This window comes from Corynebacterium sp. CNJ-954 (assembly GCF_001942345.1).
Classification (GTDB): domain Bacteria; phylum Actinomycetota; class Actinomycetes; order Mycobacteriales; family Mycobacteriaceae; genus Corynebacterium.
This window is the reverse complement of sequence record NZ_MKKI01000033.1, coordinates 73,062-98,560: the sequence shown is the minus strand read 5'-3', so window position 1 is coordinate 98,560 and position 25,499 is coordinate 73,062. Positions and strand designations below refer to the sequence as shown.

Below are 25,499 nucleotides of genomic sequence, written 5' to 3'. Positions count from 1 at the left end.
ACTATGGCCTGTTTTCGTCTGACCGTTCCGGAGGACCCGCGTGTTTGATTCTCTCGTCGACTGGGTTGTCTCCCTCATGGACACCCTCGGCGCCCTGGGCGTCGGCCTCGCGATCCTCATCGAGACCGTGTTCCCGCCGATCCCCAGCGAGCTCGTCCTCCCTCTCGCCGGCTTCAGCTCCACACTGGGTGAGCTGAACGTGTGGGCCGCGTTCATCGGGGCGACGACGGGGTCCATGCTCGGCGCATGGCTGCTGTACTGGTTGGGGGCGGTCGTCGGCGCGGAACGGCTCCGCGCCATCGCGGACAGGATGTGGCTCACCGAGGGTGAGGACGTGGACAAGGCACTGCACTGGTTCAGCAGGTACGGCGAGGCGTCGATCCTCTTCGGACGTCTGGTACCCGGCGTCCGGAGTCTCGTGTCCATCCCGGCCGGGGTGCACCGCACGGGCCTGCTGAAGTTCTCGTTGCTCACCCTGGTTGGTTCGGGGGTGTGGAACGGTGTACTGATCTGGCTGGGCGTGGCTCTCGGCGAGAACTGGACCACGGTGTCCGACGTGATGGACCGCTACTCCACCTGGGTCTACGTAGCCCTGGTCGTGGCCGTAGTGGCGTTCGTGGGGTATCTCGTGGTGCGGGACCGGCGACGGAAGCGCCAGTCGTCCGGTCGACAGGGTTCGTTGAGCGGCTCCGACAACACCTCGGCCGACCGTGCAGAGCACGATCGGCCGTAGTACCAGGAACCCGGGTCGGGACTATCCGACCTTGAACTCTTCACTGTTGACGACCTCATCGGTCGACTCGACAGATTCCGCGTTCTTGAACTCGAGGATCGTGTCCTCGTGGTTGTGGCCGTAAGCCTTCTGACCCTTACCTTCGGCACGCAGCTTCAGCAGTTCCTCACGCTGCTCACGCGGGGTCTTCGGGTTACCGAACATCCGGCGGGCCACCTCCGGGGTGTAGACCTTCGGCGACTCTGCCGGGATCTTCCGGATGGCCGGCTCGATGTAGCGCTCAGCACGCGGGCAGATCCGGTGAACGACCCACATCAGCGCACTCGGTGAACGCTGGAATCCCAGGAGGATGGGCTTCCACAGTGCGAACATCGCAGCATCCATGGCCTTGGACTGCTTCAGCCCTGCCATGCCGCGCATCCAGTGCGGGTAGGTCGCGATGACACTGCGACGGAACAGCGGGCGGGCAACCACACGCAGCGGCTTCGGAAGATCGACGAATGCGTTCTCGAAGGCATCGAGGATCTCGGAGATGTTGTAGACCGCAGCCTCGGACGCCGACAGCTTCTCACGCCAGCTGTCCAGGTACGCCTGCACCTCGCCGCGGGTCTTCGGCACATCATCCAGGTCGATCGGCTGGAACTGGGCAGCGATCGACATCTGTGCCCAGTACTCGTTCTCCTCGTCACGGGAGAGCTTGCCGGGGCCGAACTTCTCGTAGACGTACAGGATCGAGTGCCAGGCGGTGACCAGGATCCACAGCTGCGAGGACGGCTTGTTCGCCTCGTAGTTGTTTCCCGTCACCGGGTTCACACCGTAGGAGCGGTCATGGACCTTCATCAGGATGTCTGACATCCGGGTGACCGTCTGCGCATCGGCGAAGGTGACGGCCGCGAAGTACTCCATCGTCCGGTCGTACCGGGTAGGCATACGCTTGATGACCTGGCCGGAGGCGTCGACAGCGGCGACGAGATCCGGATCGAGGTGCTCGATGGTCACCGCACGGAAGAAGCCCTGCAGAGCGGAGGCCGGGTAGGTCCAGACCTTCCACGCCACAGAACCGGGGCCGAAGAACCCCTCGTCTGCACGGGTGATCGTGTCTCCCTTGCCACCCCGGCGGAACTTCTGCTTCGGGGTGTTGTCTGCCGTATCCACAGCATCGTTCTCATGGCCGGAAATCGGGCAAGCCATGGTGTCCTCCATTAAATCGTCGTGGAAATGTAGTACGTGTCACAGAACACTACCCGAAACAGAATCATTCCGGAAGTAAAAACGGGAAAAATCTGTGGCATAGGTCACCGTGACCCCGACACCAAGGGGCGACCGCGTGCACTGTAGTCGCCCTGTCAGGCCTGGAAGTGGCCTCCTAGATGATGCCGAGCAGGTTAACCCACCTTGTAGCCGCCAGCCGTCAATGTCTCCTTAGTGGTCTCTTCAGACTCTGCGTTCTTGAACTCGAGGATGGTGTCCTCGTGGTTGTGGCTGTAAGCCTTCTGCCCCGTCCCCTCCTCTCGTTTCTTCAGCAGTTCTTCGCGCTGCTCAAGCGGAGTCAGCGGGTTGCCGAACATCCGACGAGCCACTTCCGGGGTGTACACCTTGGGGGACTCTGCCGGCGTATTGAAGAGAATCGGCTCATAGAAGCGGGTCGCCCGGGGGCAGATCCTCTTGACCATCCACATCATCAGCCGCGGCTCGACCTGCATAGCCTTGAAGATCGGCTTCCACACGGCAATGGACAGCGTATCCATCAACTTGGACTGCGGAGACAGCCCCATCATCTTGCGCATCCACCGGGGATATGTCGCGATAACGCTGCGCCGGAGCAATGGGCGACCGATCTTCTGCAGCCACTTCGGCAGGTCCGGCTCAATCGTCTCGAACCCGTTGAGGATGTGGTTGATGTTGTAGACCGCAGCCTCAGAGGCCGAGAGCTTCTCACGCCAGCTGTCCAGGTACGCCTGCACCTCGCCACGCGTCGTCGGGATCTCCTCCTGGTTGATCGGCTGGAACTTCGCCGAAATCGCACACTGCGCCCAGTACTCGTTCTCCTCGTCACGGGAGAGCTTGCCGGGGCCGAACTTCTCGTAGACGTACAGGATGGAATGCCAGGCGGTGATGTGGATCCAGAGTTGGGAAGACGGCCGGTTGGCCTCGTAGTTATTCCCGGTCACTGGGTTCACACCGTAGGAGCGGTCATGGACCTTCATCAGGATGTCCGACATACGGGTGACGGTCTGGGCGTCGGCGACGAGAATCGCCGCAAAGTACTCCATCGTACGGTCATAGCGGATCGGCGTGCGCTTGATGACCTGCCCCGACTCGTCGACTGCAGCGACCAGGTCCGGGTCGAGGTGCTCGATGGTCACCGCGCGTGCGAAACCGTGCAGTGCGGAGCCGGGGAAGCCCCAGACCTTCCATGCCACCGACCCGGGACCAAAGAATCCTTCGTCCGCCCGGGCGAGCTTGTCGCCCTTCGTCCCGCGACGAGGCTGCTTCTTCGGTTTCTCGGCGGCGGTGTCAGTGCTGGTCAGTGAGGCGTCCGATGACGTCTCTTTCGTCAGATCGGCGAGATCGCCCTCATGGCCGGAGTACGGGCAAGCCATGGTGTCCTCCATTAAGTCGCTGTGGAAATGTAGTATGCGTCACAGAACACTACCCGAAACAGAACTGTTGAGGAAGCGAAAACGGTGAAATACTGTGTCGTGCGTCACGCCTACTCTGCAGTGTCAGCCTCGGCAGCCTCACGCACCGTGCGGGCACGCTCCACGTCGCGTGCCAGCTGGTCCTCCGCTTTCTCGATGGCCACGGTGTCGCGGGCCTCCAGCTGCAGACTCTCCTCCGCAGGCATCCCCGCCTTCAGCTGCCGGACCCGTTCAACCTCGCTGTCGACCACTGCCCCGAACAACAGCACGATGTTGACGATGAACAACCACAGCATCAGGATCACGACACCTGCGAGGGTGCCGTAGGTGGCGTTGTAGTTGCCGAAATTGGACACGTAGAAGAAGAAGACCAGTGACGCCAGGACCGCTCCCCCGATCGCCAGCACGGCACCGGCACTGACCCACCGCATACCGCGGACCCGGATGTTCGGCGTCGTCCGGTACAACAGTCCGACAAGTAGGATCACCACCACGGCGATCACGATCCAGCGTGCGACTCCCCAGATCCGCAGCGTCGTCTGCTCGAGCCCGACCGCGGAGCCGATCATCTCGGCGATCGGCCCGGAGATACTGAACGCGACAATCCCGAGGGCGATCAGCACCAGCAGGAATGCGGTCAGCAGGTACATCTGGAGGTTGTACTTGATCAGCCCCCGCCCCTCGGTGGTGTCATAGATGCTGTTCATCGCCCGGCCGAAGGTCTTGACGTATCCGGACGCGGTCCACAAGGTCGTCGCCAGACCGAGGACAAGCCCCAGGCCCGCGGACGGGGTATTCAGGATCTCCGACAGAACCGGTTCCACTGCTCCCCACGCGGAATCCGGGACAATGTCCTCTGCCTCGTTGAGCAGGGACACGACAGACTCTTCACTCTGTCCGAACAACCCAAGAATCGACACCAGGGCGATGAGTGCCGGGAACAGTGCCAGCAACGTCCGGAACGTCAGACTCCCCGCAAGGTCGATGCATCCACACAACAGGAACCGCCGAAACGACCGACCGGGGATGTACCGCCAGGCCGGTGGCGAGGAATGTGTAGAAACGTCGATGGTGACAGGCTAGCGAAACCTCGTTCACCGGGGGTAACCAGGGGCCACGCTCGGCCCGCCGGGACAACTATGCGCCGCGCTTCACCGCGATCACCCAACCTGCGTCCCCGGCGGTCTCGAACTGTGTCACCTCGTGACCGTCCGTCGCCGCCCAGCGCGGCAGCGCGTCCGTCGCCTGCGTGCAGTCGAATTCAATGACCAGCTCCTCGCCGACGTCGATGCGCTTGATCGCGTCCTTCGCCTCGATCAGCGGGAAAGGGCACACCGCACCCAGGGTGTCCATCTTCCACCGACCGTTGCCCAGATCAGTGAGATTTCCCTTATCACGGGCCGTGGACCCGACGATCCCCAGCGCGGACGCCGTCAGCGCCGGTGCGGTGAGCACGGCGTTGCCGGACGTCCCGGTGGTTGCTGCGGTCTCGGGCACGATGGTCACGGCGGGCGCAGGATCGTCGTCGGCCACCGCGGACGGGCCGTCGTCCTGCGGATTGTAGGGCTGATCCGGCTTCAGCCAGATCTTGGCCGCTGCGCCGACGCCGAGGGCGATCGCCACGATCGCCACCCAACCCTGGTAACTGAACAAGGAGGTCTGGACCATGCCGTTACCCACGGTGCAGCCGCCGGCCCAGACGGCGCCGACGCCCATCATCACTCCACCGACAACCGACCGGACCGCCTGCCGACCGTCCGGTACCCGCACACGGAACTCCCCCGACGCCTTGGCCGCGATGTAGGAACCCACGAGGATGCCGAGCACCAGCAGCACGCCCCAGTTCCAGTTCGCCGGGTTCGCGGTGGTCAGCCAGGATGCCAGGTCTGCCGACGGGGTCGTGATGCCGAGTCCGGAGTTACGGCCGGTTGCCGCGGACAGCGGCCATGCGATCACGCCGATGACACCGATAATCGCGGCGGTCACGTAGAAGTGCCACGGCTTCTCGGTGAGCAGGTGCGCGATACCCGTCTTCTTCGGGGCGAGGGTGGCCGGCTTCGGCACGGCACGGTCGCGGGCGACGTAACGCCGCACCATCAGTGCGGTGACTGCGACGATGAGCACCACGAATACCCACGGCGTCACACCGAGGGTCTCCGGGACGGTCGTGGCCTCGACGGTGTAGCCGCCGAGCCACTCGTTCAAACCGGACAGCGGGCCGTAGTTCATCGCCGCCGAGGACAGCGCGTACATCGCCAGGGCGATCCATGAACCGACCAGGCCCTCGCCGGAGCGGTACCACGTTCCGGACGCGCACCCGCCGGCCAGGACGATGCCGAGACCGAAGACGAAGCCACCGATGACCACGGCTGCGGGCGCGAAATCGCTGACGACCGGGTCGATGACCCCGGTACTCATCAGCGCGGTGAGGCCGACGGCGTGGACGGCGATGACGACCAGCAGCGCAGTCACACCGCGCCAGGTCCGCTGGGTGAAGATGTCGCGCAGGAAGCCGGTGACGCAGAACCGGCCACGTTGCATGACGAAGCCGAGGACGGCGCCGACGGCCAGTCCGGTGATGAGCATGAGATCCTCCCGTGAGATCTGCTGATGGACAGATCGGTCTGTTTGCGTCTGTGGACGCTACACGGAGTAGCGGCACCGGACAAGGGGTCCCACGTGACGTCCCCCTGCTCTGCCAGATCAGTGGGAGCGTGCCGAGATCCGCGGTGCGCCGCCAAGGGAAGCCGGAATCCGGCACGCTCGCACTAGCCAGCCCCGTCCCGGGCCCCGAACCTCATCACATCTGAGTCTTCATATACATTTGATTCAGAATCCTCCCACGACGTTTCAGGAGAATCAGTACCATTGCGAGCTCGCACATCTATGCCCGCCATCCTGGCCGCTATCGTCGTCGCTGCCGGTGGACTACCTGCAGCAACGGCCGGGACCGCTGTGGAAGGCGGCATCCCACAGCCCGCCTCCTCCAGCAACATCACCTGGGAGGCATGCCCCATCCAGGTCACTGTGGACACCGCGGAGTGCGGACGCATCGACGTCCCGATGTACCACGCCGAACCGGACGGCGAACAGATCTCCGTCGGCTTCGTCCGCATCCCTGCCGCTGATCCTGACGCACACCGGGGGACGCTGTTCGCCGTCCCCGGTGGCCCCGGCGATGATGCGTACACGCACATTGGCACTCAGGACCACCTGCTCCAGTGGCCGCAGGACATGAAGAACGAGTGGGACATGGTCGCCGTCCAACCCCGTGGCCTTGTCGGCTCCACACCTCTGGACTGCGACCACGAGCCGACAGGCTGGGACCCGTTGCGCGCGAACCTCACGGAACCGGCAGGCCATTTTCAGGCTGCGTGTGAGATCGGCACGCCCGGCTACACCGATTCGGTCAATACCTCAGAAATCGCACACGATCTCGACGATGTCCGTGCTGCCCTCGGCGAGGACACCGTCTCCGTCATGGGGGTGAGCTACGGGACCCACCTCGGTTCCACCTACGCGACCTTGTTCCCGGAGCACACCGACAAACTCGTCCTCGATTCCGGGTCGGACCAGAACAGAACATGGGCAGGCACGCTCGATGACCAGACCGACGGCTACACCGGTGCGCTCCACGACTTCCTTGAATGGACCGCGGACAACAACGACATCTACGGACTCGGTGAGACGCCGCTGGAGGTGTACCAGGCGTGGTCACGGGTGATCGTCGAGGAATCCGGCACGAATCCGACGGTCGTCCCACCGCCCGCGCAGATCGGCGATCTGCCTGAGGGTCTGCAGTGGGCAGGCCAACCCGCGGCGGACATTCTCACCGCAACGGGCCAGCCGCAGGCACAGCTGGAGAACCTCTTCCGCATGGTCAGCGCCCCCGGTGCAAGCCAAGCTGCATCAACGACCCTGGTGGCTACGCACCAGGTACTGCCACAACCACAGTTCTGGGGAGAATTGGCTGCGATCATCAACGGCACCACACAGCTCCCCTCCCCTGAGGAGCAGATCGAAGCCCAGGCCGACGCTGATCCAGAAGCGCTAAACCAGATGAAGGCGACTCAGGCAATGCAGTCCATGGTGATCTGCAACGAGAACCGCGTCGCTGCTGACCCCCTGAGAGTTCCCGGTGCACTGTGGAACAACTTCATCGAACAGGACGTGTTCTCCCTCCCCGGTGACACTGCCGCAGCAGGAATCAACTGCGCAGGCATCGAACCGAACGCCCCGGACGTAGACATCAACGGTGATGCCCTGGACGTCCGCCCACTGCAGATCCAGGGAACTGGTGATCCGCAGACCCTCTACCGCACCCACCGCCCGATGGCGGAGGCGATGAACAGCCACGTCATCACCGTGGACGGGCCGGGTCACGCCCAGGTCGGCGTGGGCAACACGGTTGTGGACGATGCCGTGGTGGATTACCTCCGCACCGGAACCACCGCCGTCACCGCCGCTCCGTCGCGACCGGTGGGCTGATCCTCAGTCCTTGACCTCGGTGGCGTGCAACTGGTCGTCCAGGTCTTCGGGGTCGAGGTTCGCCGAAGAGAACGTCGACGTCAGCGGCAGGCGGAGGTCGAGGTCCGTGCCCGGGCACAGTTCGATCTTGCCCTCGGCGAGAGTGAAGTCCAGGACGTGCCCGCCCACGGTCCGACCGTCGTCGATGAAGTGGACATGGCACCCGGGCACCGAGATCCCCTTCTCGAAGATCGGTGTGCGGAACCCCGCGATCACCCCGGACACGTCGGTGAAGTGCTGTTCGGCGTCATCCCCCACCGCTTCGGTCATCGGCGGGTACGGCTTCGACTGCCGGACGACGGTGCGGGTGGTCACGTCGCTGAACCGCCCGGTGATGCGCACGGCATACATGTAGTTCGCTGAGGGCGTCATGTCGTCGATGAAGTCGGACAGTTCGGAACGCCGGATGTCCTGCGGGGCGCGGCGACGGATCCGCGGCACGAAGTTCGTCGCCACCGCGTACGGGCTCCTCGCCTCCAGGTCGGCACGCACCGCGCTGCCGTCATGCCGCAGCTGGTAGCAGGTGCCGTCGATGATCACCATCTCGCCATCGAGGGCGTCGAAGGTTCCCAGCCCGAAGTTCCCCTTGCCGAGCAGTTCGCCGACAGTCATCTCACCGTCGTAGATGCCGTCCAGCAGAGCGGTCATCAGGGAGTTCTGGAAGATCGTGTGGCGGGTGACAGGACGGTCAGTCATGCCGCCCAGCATAACCGCGATTCACCGGTTGAGCCCGGCACCGATCTCGGACCCGATACGCTCCAGGATCGGCAGCGGATCGCGGAGGCACTTATCCACGTCCGGCTCGTGGTCCGTGAGGCTGTATACGGCGGCGAAGAGGTCGCTGGCCGAGACGGCGTCGAGCTGGTTCTGTCCACAAACAGCGACGACGGGAACACCAGCTTCCCGGGCACGCTCGGCGACCCCGGCCGGGCTTTCCCGCTGAGCGTCTGTGCGTCCAGCCGCCCCTCGCCGGTGACGACCAGGTCAGCGGTGCCGAGCGCACCGGCAAAGCCGGTCTCCTCCAGAACAAGACCGACACCGGAGCGCATCTGCGCGCCAAGTAACCCCAGCGCCATGAATCCGAGACCACCGGCCGCACCCGCGCCAGGAAGCTCGGCCGTCCCGGATGTACCGAGCACGTCCTCGACCACCGCAGCAAAATCACGGACGGCGCTGTCCACCTCGTCAACGTCCTCCGGTGCCAGACCTTTCTGCGGGCCGTAGACTGCCGCCGCACCGTCCGGGCCGCACAGTGGGTTGCGGACGTCGGAAGCGATAACGACCTCCACCTCCCTTAGCCGGGGATCCAGCCCGTCCAGATCGACGGCGGCGACGTCAGCGAGATCCCGACCCGGGTGACAGGTGCCCCGGCGGAATCCACAAAGACCGCACCCAGTGCTCCGGCCATGCCGAACCCCGCGTCCGTGGTGGCGCTCCCGCCGAGTCCGAGGATGATCCGTCCGACGCCCTCGTCGAGCGCGGCGGTAATGAGGTCCCCGACACCCCAGGACCCCGCCTGACGGGCGGACCCGCGCCCAGGCGCCTCGCCGCCGGCCGAGACCATGTCCAGTCCGCAGCGCGGGCGATCTCGATCACCGCCGTCCGTCCGCCGTCGACAGAAGCATCCTCCAGGGCGTACTCCGCCGGCATCCGCTCCCCGTCAGCACCACGGACCGCGACAGACCTGCGGTGGTAGCCCAGGTCGTCGAAGACCTCGAGCGTACCGTCACCACCGTCGGCCAACGGCAGAGCGACCACGCGGCAGCCCGAGGACTCCAGCCCCCGTCCGAGGGCAGCCGCCACCGCACGCGACGATGCCGACCCCTTGAACTTGTCGCAACAGATCAAGACGGTCGGCATCGGCGTCCCCCGCAGTGGGCCTCAGGCTGCTCTACGCGTTGGCGGCCTTGGCGTCCGAGACACGCTGCTTCAGGGCGCGGAACTGCTCCCAGACCTCCTCGGGGACCTTGGGGCCCAGGAAGGTGAGGTACTCGTCGTTGTCCTCGATGTCGCTGGCCCACTGCTCCGGCGGTGCGGTCAGCGCGGTACGGATGTCCTCCTCCGGCTCGGTGACACCGTCCAGGTCAAGGTCCTCGTAGCGCGCGGTGTGCCCGACCACGGTCTCGTCGGCACCGACCTTGCCCTCGATGCGCTCCACGATCCACTTGAGCACACGGCTGTTCTCGCCGAAACCGGGCCACAGGAAACGGCCGTCATCGCCACGACGGAACCAGTTGACCAGGAAGACGTCCGGCATCTTGTCGCCGCCGCGCTTGCCCATGTCGATCCAGTGCTGCAGGTACTCGCCGGCGTTGTAGCCGATGAAGGGCAGCATCGCCATCGGGTCGTGGCGCAGGGTGCCGACGGCACCCTCCTGGGCTGCGGTCTGGCCCGAGGCCATCAGCGCACCGACCATGGTGGCGTGCTCCCAGTCGTAGGTCTGGGAGACCAGCGGCACGGTGTCTGCGCGGCGACCACCGAACAGGATGGCGTCGACCTTGACGCCCTTCCAGTCGTCGAACTCCGGTGCAGCGACCGGGCACTGGGCCAGCGGCACGCAGTAGCGGGAGTTCGGGTGTGCGGCCTTCTCGTCGGAGTCGGGCGTCCAGTCGTTGCCCTTCCAGTCGATGAGGTGCTCGGGGGCGTCTCCGCCGATGCCCTCCCACCAGACGTCGCCGTCGTCGGTGAGCGCGACGTTGGTGAACAGGGTATTCCCGGCCTCCATGGTCTCCATGGCGATCGGGTTGGAGCCGTAGCTGGTACCCGGCGCGACGCCGAAGAAACCGTTCTCCGGGTTCACGGCGTAGAGATGTCCGTCCTCGCCGAACTTCAGCCAGGCGATGTCGTCGCCGACGACCTGCGCCTTCCAGCCCGGGATGGTCGGGGTGATCATCGCCAGGTTGGTCTTGCCGCAGGCGGACGGGAACGCACCGAGGATGTGGTAGTCCTTGCCTTCCGGGCTGGTCAGCTTGAGGATCAGCATGTGCTCGGCGAGCCAGCCCTCTTCCTTGGCCATGACCGAGGCGATGCGCAGGGCGTAGCACTTCTTGGCGAGGATGGCGTTTCCGCCGTAACCGGAACCGAAGGACCAGATCTCCTTGGTGTCCGGGAACTGGGTGATGTACTTGGTGTCGTTGCAGGGCCAGGGCACGTCCTGCTCACCGGGAGCCAGGGGTGCACCGACGGAGTGCAGGCACCGGACGAAGGCGCCGTCGGTACCGAGCTTGTCGAGGGCCTCCTGGCCCATACGGGTCATGACACCCATGGAGAGCACGACGTAGGCGGAGTCGGTGAGCTGCACGCCCAGCTTGGGCTCCGGGTCGCTGATCGGGCCCATGCAGAACGGCACGACGTACATGGTGCGCCCGCGCATCGAACCGGCGAAGTGCTCGGTCATCTCCTCCTTCATCGCCGCCGGCGGTGCCCAGTTGTTCGTGGGGCCGGCGCCTTCCTGCTTCTCGGAGCAGATGAAGGTACGGGACTCGACACGGGCGACGTCCGCCGGGTTCGAGCGGGCGAGGAAGCTGTTCGGACGCTTCTCCTCGTTGAGCTTGGTCAGTGTGCCTGCCTCGACGAGCTCACCGGTCAGACGGTCCCACTCTTCCCGGGACCCGTCGACGAAGACCACGTTCTCCGGCTGAAAAAGTTCGACTGCCTCGGTAATCCAGGCGAGGAGCTCCTCGTGCTGGGTGGGTGGCTGGCCGACGAGCCCGGGGATGGTCATGAAAACTCCTGACGAGATGTGTTTCAGAACTGTTCTGAGAGTTGATGAGGTCTTCTGCGTCTCACAAGACTAACCCCAGTTCCCCCTGTCCACACATTCCCACCCGCGCGCGTCCCACGATCCACGTCCGTTTCCGGGGGTAGACGGGGGGACGTGGTGCGTGCCGTCACCTTGTCGCCCCAGTTCACCGGCGCATTCACCCTGTTCGTCCGACTCTCCGTCGAGCATACACTCCCCGGTACCCGGACCCTCCGCTGTGACAGAAGACACATCTGCGTCCATCTCCGTCGCCGCTGCCGAGCCGTCCATACAGTCCTGGCGACGCCACGAGGACCACCCACCGTCGAACGTCACCACCGACAGGGTGTCGACGCGCCCGTCCCCGTCCGTGTCAGCACAGATGGTCATCCCGGTCTCGTCAGCCAGGGTGACCGACTCCTCCCCCGGCAGGACACAGGACCCCGGCAGCCCGAACGTCTCGTCCCCGAGGTCCAGGAGCAGCCCCGAGCCGGTCGTACCCGGTCCGTCTGCGCCGACCGTCACCGGGTCCACCCCGGCGGCCCCGGGCAACCCGATATCGTCCCACCCGGTCATGACGCACCTCCGGGCAGGTGTCCCGCCACCGTCGGCACGTCGATACGTGCGATGACGTCGGTCACCGTCGCCGCCCAGCGTCGGCGGAGGGTGGCCGTCAGCCGCGCCCTGTCCTGTTCCCGGCGCGCCACACGTCCCGTCCACCACCGCACCGTCGCCGTCGCCATCATGACCACCAGCCCGACCGTCACCCCGATCGCCACAGAGTCGGTCACGCGTAGTGCAGCCGCGGACGCGGCGAGACCGGCACCGACCGCGGCGACGCCGGTCACCGCCCGGGACACCGTTTCCCGGGGCGACCTCGGCACAGCCGGCGCCTCCTCCGCATCCCCGACGCCGACCGGCGCGAGATGCGGCATCTCCACGCCCTGCTGCAGGACGGCGACGCTCAGCCGGGCGCGGAACACCCTGTCCATCTCGTCGGCCCCACCAGCACCATCAGCGCCGACAGTGCCGGTGACACCTGCCCGGTCCTCGTCCAACAGGTCGGTGGCGATGCGGTCGGCCGCGAGGCGCACGGCGATACGTACCCGGTCGAGCCGGTCGGCGTCGGCACGTCGGGCATCCGCCTCCCACCGGTCCAGGTCCACCCACATCCCGTCGATGACGTCGACCAATCCCGCCAACGACGACGGGCCGGCGTGTCCGTCACCGCCCCAGGCGCAGTGCACCACACCGGCCTCGTCGGCGAGATCCGTCCCGTCCCCCGTGTACACGACCACCACACCCATCGCGTCCCGTACCGCACGGACGACCTCCATGTCGTCGGCCGTGACCACCGGCGAGGTGACCACGGCGACGACGCCGTCAGCCTCCCCGGGCCCGGCACCGGCGATGAACCGTCGTCCCGGGTGCCCCGGATGCCCCACAGCCGTCCTGACACCTGCCGTAACCTGCTCGACGGCCCGCGCGTCCGGGCCGATCACAGAAATGACCGTCACACTTCCCCCTAGTTCCCTGTACCGCTGTGTTCTGCCACAATGTGGGGGATGTCTATTCCCGATAATCCCCCAGCACCGCGTTCGGGTGGCCGCGGCCGCCCCCTGCAGACCGAGTTTAACGACGGACGCGACTATCCGCGACTGGGTAGCTTCAGTTTCCGACGCGGCACCCTCACCGACAACCAGGAGACCCTCTGGGAGGACAACTGGCCGTCGCTGGGCATCGAACTCACCGACGACCTCACCGACCCGGTCGACATCGACGACTGGTTCGGGCGCACCGGCCACGACACCATCGTCGAGGTCGGGTCCGGCACCGGCACCTCCACCGCGGCCATGGCACCGCTGGAGGAGGACACCAACGTGGTCGCCGTGGAGATCTACCGACCCGGGCTGGCGAAACTCCTCGGGGCCGTGGTGCGTGGCGGGATCGGGAACGTCCGCATGGTCAAGGGGGACGGTGTCGAGGTTCTGCAGCGGCTCTTCGCCCCGGGCAGCCTGGCCGGGGTGCGTATCTACTTCCCCGACCCGTGGCCGAAGGCCCGCCATCACAAGCGTCGGATCATCCAGACGGGTACGCTGCACCTCATTGCCTCGCGCCTGCGTCCCGGCGGGATCCTGCACGTCGCCACCGACCATGCCGACTACGCCGGGTGGATCGACGAGCTTGTCGAGGCAGAACCCGATCTGGAGTACCTCGGATGGCCGGAGGACGAGGCGGAACGCAGCCGTACCGTCCCGGTCCTGACTGACCGCCAGATCATCACGAAGTTCGAGGGCAAGGGACTGGACAAGGACCACACCATCCGCGAGTACCTTTGGAGACGACGATGAGCGGCTCGAACACTGCGAACACAGCGAACACAGCGAGCAAAGAATCCCTGTCCTACAGCGGACAGCCGGAGCAGAATCCGGTGTACCTGCTGGTCTGGGATGCTCCGAACATCGACATGGGTCTGGGCTCCCTGCTGGGGGGACGCCCGGACGCCGTGCACCGTCCCCGCTTCGACGCGGTCGGTCGCTGGCTGATCGACGTCGCAGGTGCGGCCGGTGACACCGCGCACGCCGGCACGACACCGGCACCGGAGGCGACGGTGTTCACCAACGTCGCTCCGGGGTCGGCCGAACAGATCCGTGGCTGGGTCGACGCACTGCGCAACGTCGGCTTCGCCGTCTTCGCGAAGCCGAAACTGACCGAGGACTCCGACGTCGACCCGGACATGCTCGACCACATCCGGCGCCGACGCGACGAAGGTGTGCTCGACGGCCTGGTGGTCGCCAGCGCCGACGGGCAGAACTTCCGCGAACTCCTCGAAGAGCTCGCCGAAGAGATCCCGGTGACCGTCCTCGGCTTCCACGAGCACGCGCACTGGGCCGTCGAACATGAGACCCTGGACTTCCTCGACCTGGAGGACATTCCCGGGGTCTTCCGCGCGCCCCTGCCGCGCGTCAACCTCGACTCCCTGCCGGACGACGGTGCATGGCTCCAGCCGTACCGGCCTCTCTCCGCGCTGGTTCGCTGAAAGGAGCCTTCTTAAGTGTTCACGAGATGGGGAGACATCGCCTTCCGCTTCCGTCGGATCATCCCCGCCGTCATCATCGTGCTGATCGGTGTGCTCTACCTGGGCATCGGCACCCAGCTGGACGACCGGATGAGCCAGGAGGGCTGGGACGATCCGGGCAGTGAGTCCACCCGCGCCGCGCAGATCGAGCAGGAGACCTTCGGCCGCGACGCCTCCGGCGATGTGATCGTCCTGGTCACCGGTAACGACGCTGACACCGACCTGACCGACCCGGCGCTGCAGGAGAACGTCACCAGCCAGCTCAACGCGATCGCTGTCGGACACCAGGACGCCGTCGCCGGGATGACGAGCTACTTCGACAACGGTCCGCAGCAGATGCTCGCCGAGGACGGTTCCTCCGCCTTCGCCGCGATCAGCCTGCACGGCACCGAGGACGAGGTCCTCAAGAACTTCCGGGACATCGAGGACGACCTGAACAACATCAGCGTCGACGGCGCGACGGTCGAGATCGGTGGTGCCACCGCCGTCGCCGGTGCGCTGGATTCGGGTATGGGCGACGACATCCAGCGCGCCGAACTGATCGGCCTCCCGGTCGTCGCGCTGCTCCTGCTGGTCATCTTCGGTAGCGTCGTCGCGGCCTGTATGCCGTTGATCGTCGGGGTCCTGTCGATCCTCGGGTCGATGGGGATCCTGTCGATCCTGGCCGGCATCACCCAGGTCAACACGTTCTCGCAGTCGGTGGTGACACTGCTGGGCCTCGGGTTGGCGATCGACTACGGCCTGTTCATGGTCTCCCGGTTCCGTGAGGAACTCGCCGAGGGCAACGACACCCGGACCGCGGTGCGCAACACCACCGCCTCGGCAGGCAAGACGGTGGTGTTCTCCGCACTGATGGTGGCGGTGGCACTGTCGAGCCTGCTGATGTTCCCGCAGGCCTTCCTGAAGTCGGTGGCCTACGGTGCGATCTCCGCGGTCGGGCTGGCCGCCCTGATCAGTGTGGCGGTACTGCCGAGCATCTTCTCGATGCTGGGGCACCGGATCGACAAATGGACGATCATCCACCGCGGACGGACCCGTGAGGCGACCGTGCAGTCCTGGTGGGGCAAGATCCCGGCCTTCGCGATGAAGCACGCGAAGCTGATGACCGTGGGGATCGTCGCCCTGCTGATCCTGCTGACCATCCCGCTCAGCGGGGTGAAGTTCGGCGGCATCAACGAGACCTACCTGCCGCCGGACAACACCACCCGCGTCGCCCAGTCCCACTTCGACGAGAACTTCCCGGAGTTCCGTACCGACCCGGTGAAGCTGATCATCGAAGGTGACAACTCCACGGTGGGCGAGGTCTTCCAGAAAGCCAACGCCGTGGAGGGTCTGACCGGCAACTTCCAGGTCACCCGTCCGACGCAGGACGGCGTGACAGTCCTGTCGGCCGGTATCACCGACCGGGACGACAACGACCGGATCGTCAACGAACTCCGCGACATCGGCGACGGTCTCAGCGCCGACGGCAAGGTTCTCGTCGCCGGGACCCCGGCGATGGAGGTCGAGTCGATCGAGGCTCTCTTCGACAAACTGCCGTGGATGCTGGTGTACATCATCGCCGCCACGTTCATCCTGCTGTCCCTGGTGTTCGGTTCGGTGATCCTGCCCGCCAAGGCGGTGATCATGAACATCCTCGGCACCGGTGCCACCCTCGGCATCCTGACCGCGCTGTTCGTCGACGGCGTGGGTGCGGATCTGTTCAACTTCTCACCGGGCCCGCTGATGAGTCCGGTGCTGGTCCTCATCGTGGCGATCATCTACGGACTGTCGACGGACTACGAGGTGTTCCTGGTGTCCAGGATGGTCGAGGCCCGGGCGCACGGCGCTTCGACACCGCAGGCCATCAGATTCGGCACCGCCACGACCGGCGGCATCATCACCGCGGCGGCGTTGATCATGATCGTCGTCGCCGGGGCGTTCGCGTTCTCCGACATCGTGATGATGAAGTACATCGCCTTCGGCATGATCGCCGCGCTGGTCATCGACGCCACGGTGATCCGCATGCTGCTTGTCCCGGCCGTGATGTACCTGTTGCGCGAGGACTGCTGGTGGGCTCCGAAGTGGGTCACCGCATTGTCGAAGCGGATCGGGCACAACGAACGCCTCGAGGGCTTCAGCCACGACAGCGGCCCGCCCACGGCCACTGCTCCGGTTGAGCCGGTCACCGTCGGTGTCGCCTCCGAATCACCGGCGGACGTCCCCCGTTCCGGCGGTGCGGTGATCTCACGCTCGCCCATCCCCGAGGCCCACGCCGTCGACGACAGCGCCGACAACGCCGACGACGCCGACTCCTACGGTGCACACTCGACCTCGGACGACGCGATCCCCTTCAGCGAGCTCATGCGTCGCCTGCAGGAGGAGCAGCGTCCCGGGAACCGGGAGCGCTGACGGACACCATGGCAGCAGAAGAGCACACGACCAGCCCCCTCCGACGCCGGTGGCGCATGATCCTCCACTGGCTGAAGGATCCGCGCGTGCGGGCGTTGCTCACGCTCATGCTGCTGGGTGCCATCATCTTCCTGGCCCGCGACCACTACCACTTCCTCGAAGAAGGGTGGGCGGCGATGCTGCAGGCCAACAACTGGTACATCCTCGCGGCCGTCGCGGCGATGAGCCTGTCCATGCTGGCGCAGGCCGAGGTGATGGTGGCCCTGTTACGTCCCGCCGGGGTCCCGGTGAAACGCACCAGCGCCAATGCCCTGGGCCTGTCTGCCAACGCCTGGTCGTCCACGTTCCCCGGTGGTCCTGCGATCTCTGCTGCGATGATCTTCCGCGAGCAGATGAAGTGGGGCGCCACCGGCGTGATCGCCAGTTGGTACCTGGTGATCTCCGGGGCGCTGTCCGGGGCGAGCATGGCGATCCTCGGATTCGGTGCGGTGTTCTTCCTGCAGGCGAATGTGCACGTCTTCTCCCTGACGGCCTCCCTCATCGCCCTCATCGCCCTGACCCTGGCGGCGAACTGGGTCGCCCGTCACCCTGACAGGGTCCAGGCCGGCCTGCTGTCGGCCATGACCTGGTTCAACCGGAAGCGGAAGAAGCCGCTCGACCGGTTCCATGACCAGATCCGCAGCTTCTCCGACCAGCTCCGGGCCGTCGACCTGTCACCGAAGTGGCTCGGGTACGCCGTCTCGGTCTCGCTGCTCAACTGGGTGCTCGAGATCATCTGTCTCTTCCTCTGCATCCTCGCCATCGGTGCAGAACCCAGCGTCGCCGGAGCCGTCCTCGCCTTCATCACCGCGAAGTTGATCGGCCAGGCGCAGATCACCCCGGGTGGTCTCGGCCCGGTCGACATCACGCTGACGACCATGCTGGTGGGCACCGCAGGACTGGGGTCCGGCCAGGCTGTGGCCGCGGTGATCGTCTTCCGCATGATCAGTTTCGCCCTGCTGACCCTGGTCGGTTGGCTGGTGTTCCTCTGGACGTTCGTCCGTCCGGAAGAGGAGGACAATGCCGAGGATGCCGAGACGTCCGCCACGTCCCGGCAACGTTCCGGCAGGGGGCTGACCGTCCGGCAGATCACCGGTGGCTCCGCGGCAAGGGGCACCGGCACGGCAAAGCTCCAGACGACGATGCCCTTGACCGCCTTCCCCGTTACCCAGACCGTCAGGACGGTAATGACCGAAGGGACCGTAAAACACGGCCCCGGCATGTCGACGACCCGGAGCCGGAGACCGACTGACCCGTCGCCGGATGTGAGAATTGGTGCATGGCTGAACAGAATGCTGCTACCACCGCCACCACTCTCAGGCTCGTCTGGCCCCAGTTCCACGGAGCCACGCGGGAGAATGTCGCACAGCTCCTCCCCGAACTCGACTACGCCACGGCGAGGAAAGGCTACGCCGTCGGTGCCAGGGCTCTCGACGCCTTCCTCCCCGACCACACCGGCCCGACCGAGGTTGTTCCGGCACCTGCCGTCGACGATGAAGGAACGACCGACGGTATTGAATCGTGTCAGGCTGTCACCCGGTCACTGTCGTCCGCCCTCGAGCTCATCGGTCGGCACCGCCCCGACCGTATCCTCACGCTGGGTGGCGAGTGTTCGGTCAGCGTCGCCCCATTTTCCTCGCTCGCGGAGAAGTACGGCGATGATCTCGCCGTCGTGTGGATCGACGCCCACCCCGATGTCGACACCCCCGACACCGACTACGACGGCTACCATGCGATGGCGGTGAGCCACCTGACCGGCCACGGTGATCCCGAGATCGGCGCGCTGCTCCCGTCCACCGTGGACCCGTCGCGTATCGCGTTGGCGGGTCTGCACGACTGGACAGAAGACGCCTACGCGCACGTCGGTGAGTGGGGCCTGGAGTCCTTCGCTCCTGATGACCTGCGCGAATCATCCGCGCCTCTGCTGGAGTGGTTGCGTGCGACAGGATGCTCGAAGGTGGCGGTCCATCTCGACGTCGATGTGGTGGACAGTGACGACATCGTGCTCGGTCTCGGTGCGGTAGCGGGCGGACTGTCCCGGGCGCAGGTGCAACGGATCGTCGCCGACGTGTCGTCGGTCGTTGACGTCGTCGGGCTCACGGCTGCCGAGTTCATCCCACGCAGCCTGCTGGCGGCCGTGGAGATGCTCGATCCGCTGCCCCTGATCGGACGCTGAGTCCGCCACCGGAGCCCCCACCCGTCGTCCGGGGACGCGGCTCTGTCCCGGACCACGATATGCGTACGCAGCAGCGACGATCAGAAGCGGCAGGATGAAGTAACCCTCCCGGGCGGACGGCGCAAGCAGGAACAGGGCGGCGTATCCCGCCGCCGTACACGACGCCACCGTGGTGACGTCCGGTGGTCGGGCGGTCAGTACCCTCAACAACCCGACCGCCACACCTGCGAGAACCCCGTAGGAATCCAGGACAACACCGGTACACCGTGCAGCAGCCCACCCACCACGGGACTCCCCGCAGGGTCGGCACCGCTCCGTGTCCGAGCGGGAATCCGATCGTGTGGTGCACGAACCCACCGAGATCACCGCCTGTCCCACACACGGCGGCTACGGCTGCCACGCCACCTGCCACGACCGCAGAGGTGCCTGCCGTCCGTCGCGAATGTCGCGAATGTCGCGAATGTCGACGCCACAACACGATGACCACAACGGCGGCGACCGGAAGCGCCGTCCATTTCATCGCGACAGCGACACCGACGGCCACCCCTGCCACAACGGGTCTGCCGCTGACAGCCGCCGCCAACGCGAGAATCACCGCACCAGTCACCGGCAGATCAACGCCACTGCCTGCCACCGTCAGCGCCACCAGCGGCGACCCGACCGCCACCAGCAGAAGACGGTGTCCTGGCGTACGCGGTGTCCCCAGCAGGACACGCGCACACACCATGCACACGAGCAGTGCGACTGCACACCACAGCCGGGGGTCAGTGACCATACCGTCGCCCCACCATGCCCGTGGCATGCCGAAGAGCGCCATCATCGGTGAATACGGGTTGTAGTCGCCGACGTCTGCCGGAGCCGCGGTGTACGGCGTCCCTTCATCCATCAGCCGTCGCGCGGACTCGGCAACCACCCGGACCTCCAGTTGCCCACGTCCGTTGGCCGTCAGGATCCCGGTGGGCGCCACCAGAGCACCCAGGACGACAGACCACAACACCGTGGGCTCCACGCGTCTTCCGGCACGGGTCCCGGCGCTGACGCCTGTCACGACTGCCGCCGCCGAGTAGGTGACCAGACCACAGGCAGCCCAGACGCGGTGTGGTTCCTGTGTCGTACGGACAGCCAGAAGCAGGGAAAAGGTGGCGAAAGCCGCGAACAGGACCGGAAGCAGGGACAACCGGTGCCGGCGCACGTCGTCAGTGATGGTCATGTCGGCAACGCTATGGTCGCCCGGGTGGCCGTGGGGATGTACGGGACCTAAGAGGGAGCTGACTCTACCCTCATGTGCGGTGTCTCGGAGAACGGATGACGGAGCGGCAGCGCCATGTCTCGACGACGACCTAGAATGGACGCCATGACGAACTCCCCCGATGCGACGTCCGGGCACACCGGTCCGCTCTCCGCCACCGCCGGTACCGCAACGACGATGGCACTGGCCATCGATGCCATCGCCGTCCTGCTTTTCGCACTGCTGGGTAGACTCTTCCACAGCACGGACGGCTTTAGCATCCTGGGGTGGCTGGGGACCGCGTGGCCCTTCCTCCTCGGGTTGGCGGTCGCCTGGGCCCTTCTGATGACCGGCGTCGTCCGTCCGGCGCCGGGGACGGGGCTGGGGATCCTGATAGTCACCTGGTTCATCGGCATCGTGGTGCGCAGTATCGTGCACGTCTCGGTGGCGTGGGGTTTTGTCCTGACGTCACTGATCTTCCTGGGGATCCTGCTGATCGGCTGGCGCGCCGTCGCCTCCTTCGTCACCCGGCGACAGCCCACGTCCTGACGAACTCGAGGAATCCGGCGACCGGCGACACCAGTTCCGCCGCCGGCTGCGCGGTGGGCGTCGCCCAGACGATGCCGAGTTCGCGCACCCGGTCCGTGGCGAGGGGGATGACGGACATGCCCTCCATCTGCAGGTTCGGGTCACCCAACGGAAGAAGCGCGACGCCGAGACCAGCGGTGACCAGGCCCGCCACCGTGGTCAACTCCATCGACTCGAAGACCAGGCGGGGACGGAAGCCGCTGTCGGCGGCCAATGTGTCGAGCAGGAGCCTCGTCCCGTAGCCCTCCAGCATGGCCACGAACGGCTCCTCGGCCGCATCGGCGAGGTCGATCGTCGCCCGTCCCGCCCACCGGTGACCGGACGGCACGGCAAGGCCGAGTCGCTGCTCCGCCAGTTCCTCCCAGCCGACCTGACCGGCGGCGACCTGGCTGGTCGGGCACGGGCCGACGATCGCCAGGTCGACGGCGCCCGCCGTCACCTGGTCCACCAGGTCGAGCGCGGCCCCCTGCACCAGGTCGAAATCCACGGCAGGCCGGTGGGTACGGAACTCACGGAGCAGATCAGGCACCAACCACGTCCCCAGCGAGTGCATGAAGCCGAGACGGACGGTGCCACGCTCCGGGTCCACCAGACGCCGCACCTCCTCCACGCCAGCACGCCAGGTCGCGGTTGCGGCCCGGGCCGACGCCGCAAGTGTCTCTCCCCGCCGGTTGAGGACGAGGTGACGGCCGTGGCGGTCGAAGAGCTCGGCACCCACGCCGCGTTCAAGCGCGGCAAGCCTCCGTGACAGCGTCGACTGGCTCACCCCCGTCGCCAACGCCGTGTCCACCATGTTCCCTGTCTCCACGAGATCCAGGAACCAGTCGAGATCCACCGGCGCGGCCATGGCCTCAATCCTCTCCTCCACCTATGCGTTGAGCGGGACACAAAGGACATGTTAATGCATTATGATCGTCAGCCCTGAGTGAGCACCATGGAAAACATGGACGTGACGGACCCCGAACCCACTGCAGGACTCTCCCCCGGCGACCCCGGTTACCGCCGGATCATGATCGCCGCCGCCACCGCAGGCCTGGCGAGCTTCAACGCCATGTACCTCACCCAGTCCGTCCTCCCGGCGATCCACGACGGGCTGGGCGTCTCCCCCACCACCGCTGCGCTCACCGTGTCCGCCACCACCGGCATGCTCGCCGTGGCGGTCATCCCCGTCAGCATCCTGTCCGAGAGGGTCGGACGGCGCCGGGTCCTGCAGGTGTCCGTCCTCGTGGCCACCGCGCTCAGCCTGCTCCTCGCCGCAGCACCCGGCATCGGCACGCTGGTCGGACTGCGCGCACTCCAGGGCCTCGCCGTCGCCGGAGTGCCGGCGGTGATGATGAGCTTCCTCTCCGAGGAGATCCGCCCGGACCACCTGGGACGTGTCATGGGTCTCTACATCGCCGGGACGACTCTCGGTGGTCTGCTGGGACGGCTCGTCCCGTCCAGCGTGCTGGAGTTCACCGACTGGCGTGGTGCCGTCCTCGCCGGTGGTGCCGTCGCCTTCCTCCTCGGCGTGGTGTGTGCGTGGGCGCTCCCGCCACAGAGGAACTTCGTGGCGAAGAAGATCACCCTGCGCCATGAACTCGACGCCTTCCGACGGCACTGGCACGACCGGCGGCTCGTCGCCCTGTTCATCCTCCCGTTCCTGATGATGGGCGTCTTCGTCTCGCTGTACAACTACCTCGGCTTCCGTCTGACCGGCCAGTTTGGTCTCCCTGAGGCCGTGGCCGGGGCGGTGTTCATCCTCTACCTGTCCGGCACGTGGTCCTCCGCACGCGCCGGAGCACTCGTCACCAGGTACGGGGCGGCGCGGGTCCTGGTCACCGGTGTCACCCTCGCGACCGCAGGGCTTCTCCTGGCCCTCGTGCCGAACGTGGTGGTCACGGTAGTCGGTGTTCTCGTGTTCACCGCCAGCTTCTTCGCCGTCCACTCGACCGCGTCGACACTGGTGGGTCAGATCGCCGACCGGGACCGTGCAGAAGCGTCCTCCACCTACGTCATGAGCTACTACCTCGGCTCCTCGGTGATCGGCTGGCTCTCCGGGTACTTCTTCCAGATCGGGTGGGCGACACTGGTCCTGGCACTCGCCGCACTACAGATATCCGCCCTGGTATTATGCCTGTTCAGCACCAGGACGACTGGACGACCGTGACACAGCGCACTACAATTTACGAATTCTTCACAGAAACAAGTACGACAGCGATACGATGATCGGCAGTCGGCTTCATATTTACTAACCGAGGGTCCGCGGTCCGCGTCCCTCACCAACGGAGGAACGAACATGGGACATATCAAGGGAAAGCGGTTCGCCGGGGTCATGGCAGTCGGGCTCCTGGCCACGGCCGGTGTCGGTGTGGCCATGGCCCAGGGCGGTCTGTCCGCCAACCTGGCCTTGTCCAACACCATCTTCAACCAGGAGGTCAGCAACCTCGACGCGACCGACGTGTCGATCTTCGGCGGCACTGACAGCCAGCACGACGGCGACACCGGTGTCGCCCGGCTGATCTTCGAGGACGCCAGCATCTCCGACATGTGCATGACCGCACCGTTGAAGCTCCCCGGCCTGGGCGAGAAGCGCTTCCAGATGCTGGTGCCCGGTGACAACACCACCGCCGAGCACCTCGTGCTCGGCGCGCCCGGCCTCGTCGGCGGCATGACCCTCGAAGGTGCCCAGATCGGCGTGGACGCCAGCCAGCTCGACGATGAGGCCCCCGCCGGCTCGTGGGGCCTGCACGCCGAAGCCCTCAACGGTTGGGACCAGGTCATCAAGGCCAGCTCCATCGCTGCGGACAAACTGACTGCTGCCGGAGCAAAGGTGGGAGTTGTCTCCGTCGACGAGGCTGAGTGCTGATGCCTGACGACTCCACCACGCCTTCGGGCGTGAACGGGGCCGACGGATCCGAGGAGAACGTCAACGAGACCACCCGGTCCATCGACGCCGTCGACGAGAGTGTCACCGACGCTGACACGTCTGCGGACGGTACCGACACGTCCGCGACCTCGGGTACGGCGGATTCCCGTTCAGAGAAGCTCGAGAAGCAGAACCGTCGCTTCAGCCGCTGGCGCAAGGGGCGTCCCTTCGGCGCCGGACTGCTGATGATGCTGGCCGGCATCGTCATCATGGCGCCGGCCTACCTGTCATTCTCCGTGTCCAACATCCAGATCCAGATCTCCACCATGGGCGGGGTCTCCACGGCGGTCATCGGCATTCTGCTGATCACCTGTGGTCTGATGTGCTGGTTCCGCGGTGAAGGACGGATCCTCGCCGGGGTCGCCGCCATCATCCTGTCGATCCTGGCGCTCTGGCAGTCCAATTTCGGTGGTTTCGGCATCGGCCTGATCCTCGGTCTGATCGGCGGCGCCCTCGCCCTGGCCTGGGACCCCCAGTCCCGGCAGGACGCGAAAGCGGAGAAGTCCGCGAAGAAGGAAGCCAAGAAAGCCCGGAAAGCGGAGAAAGCCGGCAAGAAGTCGGCGACGGGTGCCGGAACCGCCAAGTCGGTCGTCGCCGTCCTCGCTGCAGTGACGGTCGGTGTCGGTATCCAGACCCCCGACGCCCGCGCACAGATTCCCGGCCTGCCCGATATCCAGCTTCCGGACCTCCAGATCCCTGGCCAGGGCAACGGCAACAACGGCGATGACGGCGCCGGGGACACCGACGGCGGCAACGGTGACAACACCAGCCCCCGCCTGCCCAACCTGCCTGACCTCCCGAACCTGCCAGAGACCCCGGACCTGAACCTCCCGCAGTTCCGTCTTCCCGACGGCAATCAGCTGCAGGACGACCTGGACAACACGCTCGATTCCCTCGGGGTGGAGATCCCGGGACTCAACGTGGCCCCTCCCGAGCCGGTGCCAGGAATGATCCCGCCGAACGGCAACACGTTCACGATCAAGGCGGATGCGGCGGCGATGACGCCGGGGATGAAGCTCTCCTACGTCACCATCGACACCATGCAGGGCCCGAAGAAGGCCCTTCGCATTGACGCCGACAAGACCGTCCTGGAGAACCTCCGGGTACAGTTCGGGCCGAATAATCTGGGCGTGCCCGACAAAATGATGGACACCCTGAACAACACCAGTACCCTGACGGGAAACTTCCACATCTTCGTCCAGGAAGTGACCATGACGCTGGAGTTGCTGGGCGTGAACACGGCCCTGCCGATCACCATCAACGCCGACTGGGCACCGGACGACATCGCCAAGGAGCTGTCGAAGATCGGACTGGGGCTACCTGACCTCCTCTCCGGGAAGACCCGGGTCCTCGACGCCCGCATGGAGACCTACCATGTGAGCTCAGACTCCATGGCGTTCCCCAATGCACAGATCAAGGACTGGGTCGACAGCTAGAACCGGCCCG

20 protein-coding genes and 4 pseudogenes are annotated in these 25,499 nt (G+C 65.9%); 11 read left to right on the top strand and 13 right to left on the bottom strand.

Annotated features, from left to right (window positions below; translation table 11 throughout):
* Nucleotides 1–40: 40 nt before the first annotated feature.
* Nucleotides 41–733 carry a DedA family protein gene (locus BJF89_RS10400; RefSeq protein WP_139311985.1) on the top strand — a complete coding sequence of 231 codons (693 nt, stop codon included), beginning with the start codon at nucleotides 41–43 and terminating at the stop codon, nucleotides 731–733.
* Between the two features lie 21 nt (nucleotides 734–754).
* Here BJF89_RS10400 and BJF89_RS10395 read toward each other — a convergent pair whose 3' ends face one another.
* From BJF89_RS10395 to BJF89_RS10380, 4 genes are all read right to left on the bottom strand, one after another.
* Entirely contained in the window at nucleotides 755–1,924 is a 1,170-nt protein-coding gene (locus BJF89_RS10395) for an oxygenase MpaB family protein (RefSeq protein WP_075814957.1), read from the bottom strand.
* 194 nt (nucleotides 1,925–2,118) lie between these two features.
* The gene (locus BJF89_RS10390) at nucleotides 2,119–3,336 is read right to left on the bottom strand and encodes an oxygenase MpaB family protein (protein ID WP_075814614.1); all 1,218 of its coding nucleotides are present in this window, start codon (nucleotides 3,334–3,336) and stop codon (nucleotides 2,119–2,121) included.
* Nucleotides 3,337–3,446: 110 nt separating this feature from the next.
* Nucleotides 3,447–4,376, bottom strand: coding sequence for a YihY/virulence factor BrkB family protein (locus BJF89_RS10385; RefSeq protein WP_255372615.1), 930 nt, complete (start codon nucleotides 4,374–4,376; stop codon nucleotides 3,447–3,449).
* Between the two features lie 136 nt (nucleotides 4,377–4,512).
* Nucleotides 4,513–5,961: a YeeE/YedE thiosulfate transporter family protein gene (locus tag BJF89_RS10380; protein WP_075814610.1), complete on the bottom strand. Its 1,449-nt coding sequence runs from the start codon at nucleotides 5,959–5,961 to the stop codon at nucleotides 4,513–4,515.
* Between the two features lie 300 nt (nucleotides 5,962–6,261).
* Here BJF89_RS10380 and BJF89_RS10375 point away from each other — a divergent pair, with 300 nt between their 5' ends.
* Entirely contained in the window at nucleotides 6,262–7,863 is a 1,602-nt protein-coding gene (locus tag BJF89_RS10375) for an alpha/beta hydrolase (RefSeq protein ID WP_075814608.1), read from the top strand.
* A 3-nt stretch (nucleotides 7,864–7,866) separates the two neighbouring features.
* Here BJF89_RS10375 and budA read toward each other — a convergent pair whose 3' ends face one another.
* The 7 genes and pseudogenes from budA to BJF89_RS10340 all read right to left on the bottom strand — a co-directional run bounded on the left by budA (nucleotide 7,867) and on the right by BJF89_RS10340 (nucleotide 13,161).
* Entirely contained in the window at nucleotides 7,867–8,598 is a 732-nt protein-coding gene (gene budA, locus BJF89_RS10370; RefSeq protein WP_075814955.1) for an acetolactate decarboxylase, read from the bottom strand.
* 21 nt (nucleotides 8,599–8,619) lie between these two features.
* Nucleotides 8,620–8,799, bottom strand: a pseudogene (locus tag BJF89_RS19570) (glycerate kinase); the annotation flags it as partial.
* Between the two features lie 128 nt (nucleotides 8,800–8,927).
* Nucleotides 8,928–9,466, bottom strand: a pseudogene (locus BJF89_RS19565) (glycerate kinase); the annotation flags it as partial.
* 14 nt (nucleotides 9,467–9,480) lie between these two features.
* A pseudogene (locus BJF89_RS19560) lies at nucleotides 9,481–9,762 on the bottom strand (glycerate kinase); the annotation flags it as partial.
* A gap of 31 nt (nucleotides 9,763–9,793) precedes the next feature.
* Complete coding sequence (locus tag BJF89_RS10350) at nucleotides 9,794–11,626, bottom strand: phosphoenolpyruvate carboxykinase (GTP) (protein WP_075814603.1); 1,833 nt, start codon at nucleotides 11,624–11,626, stop codon at nucleotides 9,794–9,796.
* Nucleotides 11,627–11,695: 69 nt separating this feature from the next.
* Complete coding sequence (locus tag BJF89_RS19000; RefSeq protein ID WP_075814601.1) at nucleotides 11,696–12,220, bottom strand: DUF6802 family protein; 525 nt, start codon at nucleotides 12,218–12,220, stop codon at nucleotides 11,696–11,698.
* Nucleotides 12,217–13,161, bottom strand: coding sequence for a hypothetical protein (locus tag BJF89_RS10340; RefSeq protein WP_255372593.1), 945 nt, complete (start codon nucleotides 13,159–13,161; stop codon nucleotides 12,217–12,219). Before BJF89_RS10340 ends, BJF89_RS19000 begins: the two co-directional genes overlap by 4 nt.
* Before the next feature lie 48 nt (nucleotides 13,162–13,209).
* Here BJF89_RS10340 and trmB point away from each other — a divergent pair, with 48 nt between their 5' ends.
* The 5 genes and pseudogenes from trmB (at nucleotide 13,210) to BJF89_RS10315 (ending at nucleotide 19,329) form a co-directional block, all read left to right on the top strand.
* Nucleotides 13,210–13,995, top strand: coding sequence for a tRNA (guanosine(46)-N7)-methyltransferase TrmB (gene trmB, locus BJF89_RS10335; RefSeq protein WP_139311984.1), 786 nt, complete (start codon nucleotides 13,210–13,212; stop codon nucleotides 13,993–13,995).
* Nucleotides 13,992–14,684, top strand: coding sequence for an NYN domain-containing protein (locus BJF89_RS10330; protein WP_139311983.1), 693 nt, complete (start codon nucleotides 13,992–13,994; stop codon nucleotides 14,682–14,684). The genes trmB and BJF89_RS10330 overlap by 4 nt, the downstream gene beginning before the upstream one ends.
* A gap of 15 nt (nucleotides 14,685–14,699) precedes the next feature.
* On the top strand, nucleotides 14,700–17,114 hold the full coding sequence (locus BJF89_RS10325; protein ID WP_075814597.1) for an MMPL family transporter: 2,415 nt from the start codon (nucleotides 14,700–14,702) through the stop codon (nucleotides 17,112–17,114).
* 8 nt (nucleotides 17,115–17,122) lie between these two features.
* A pseudogene (locus BJF89_RS10320) lies at nucleotides 17,123–18,082 on the top strand (YbhN family protein); the annotation flags it as partial.
* Between the two features lie 350 nt (nucleotides 18,083–18,432).
* Nucleotides 18,433–19,329: an arginase family protein gene (locus BJF89_RS10315; RefSeq protein ID WP_075814595.1), complete on the top strand. Its 897-nt coding sequence runs from the start codon at nucleotides 18,433–18,435 to the stop codon at nucleotides 19,327–19,329.
* Here the strand turns inward: BJF89_RS10315 and BJF89_RS10310 are convergent.
* Entirely contained in the window at nucleotides 19,265–20,539 is a 1,275-nt protein-coding gene (locus BJF89_RS10310; protein ID WP_075814593.1) for a glycosyltransferase 87 family protein, read from the bottom strand. The two genes, BJF89_RS10315 and BJF89_RS10310, sit on opposite strands and share 65 nt — an antisense overlap.
* Nucleotides 20,540–20,683: 144 nt before the next feature.
* Between BJF89_RS10310 and BJF89_RS10305 the strand changes: the two genes are divergently transcribed.
* Complete coding sequence (locus BJF89_RS10305) at nucleotides 20,684–21,106, top strand: DUF3054 domain-containing protein (protein WP_075814949.1); 423 nt, start codon at nucleotides 20,684–20,686, stop codon at nucleotides 21,104–21,106.
* Here BJF89_RS10305 and BJF89_RS10300 read toward each other — a convergent pair.
* A complete protein-coding gene (locus tag BJF89_RS10300) occupies nucleotides 21,081–21,992 on the bottom strand; it encodes a LysR family transcriptional regulator (protein WP_075814591.1) in 912 nt (303 codons plus the stop codon). The genes BJF89_RS10305 and BJF89_RS10300 overlap by 26 nt on opposite strands.
* 87 nt (nucleotides 21,993–22,079) lie before the next feature.
* Here BJF89_RS10300 and BJF89_RS10295 point away from each other — a divergent pair, with 87 nt between their 5' ends.
* From BJF89_RS10295 to BJF89_RS10285, 3 genes are all read left to right on the top strand, one after another.
* Nucleotides 22,080–23,294, top strand: coding sequence for an MFS transporter (locus tag BJF89_RS10295; protein WP_075814947.1), 1,215 nt, complete (start codon nucleotides 22,080–22,082; stop codon nucleotides 23,292–23,294).
* 129 nt (nucleotides 23,295–23,423) lie between these two features.
* Nucleotides 23,424–23,993 carry a DUF6230 family protein gene (locus BJF89_RS10290; RefSeq protein ID WP_075814589.1) on the top strand — a complete coding sequence of 190 codons (570 nt, stop codon included), beginning with the start codon at nucleotides 23,424–23,426 and terminating at the stop codon, nucleotides 23,991–23,993.
* On the top strand, nucleotides 23,993–25,489 hold the full coding sequence (locus BJF89_RS10285; protein WP_139311982.1) for a DUF6114 domain-containing protein: 1,497 nt from the start codon (nucleotides 23,993–23,995) through the stop codon (nucleotides 25,487–25,489). The genes BJF89_RS10290 and BJF89_RS10285 overlap by 1 nt, the downstream gene beginning before the upstream one ends.
* Nucleotides 25,490–25,499 lie beyond the last annotated feature (10 nt).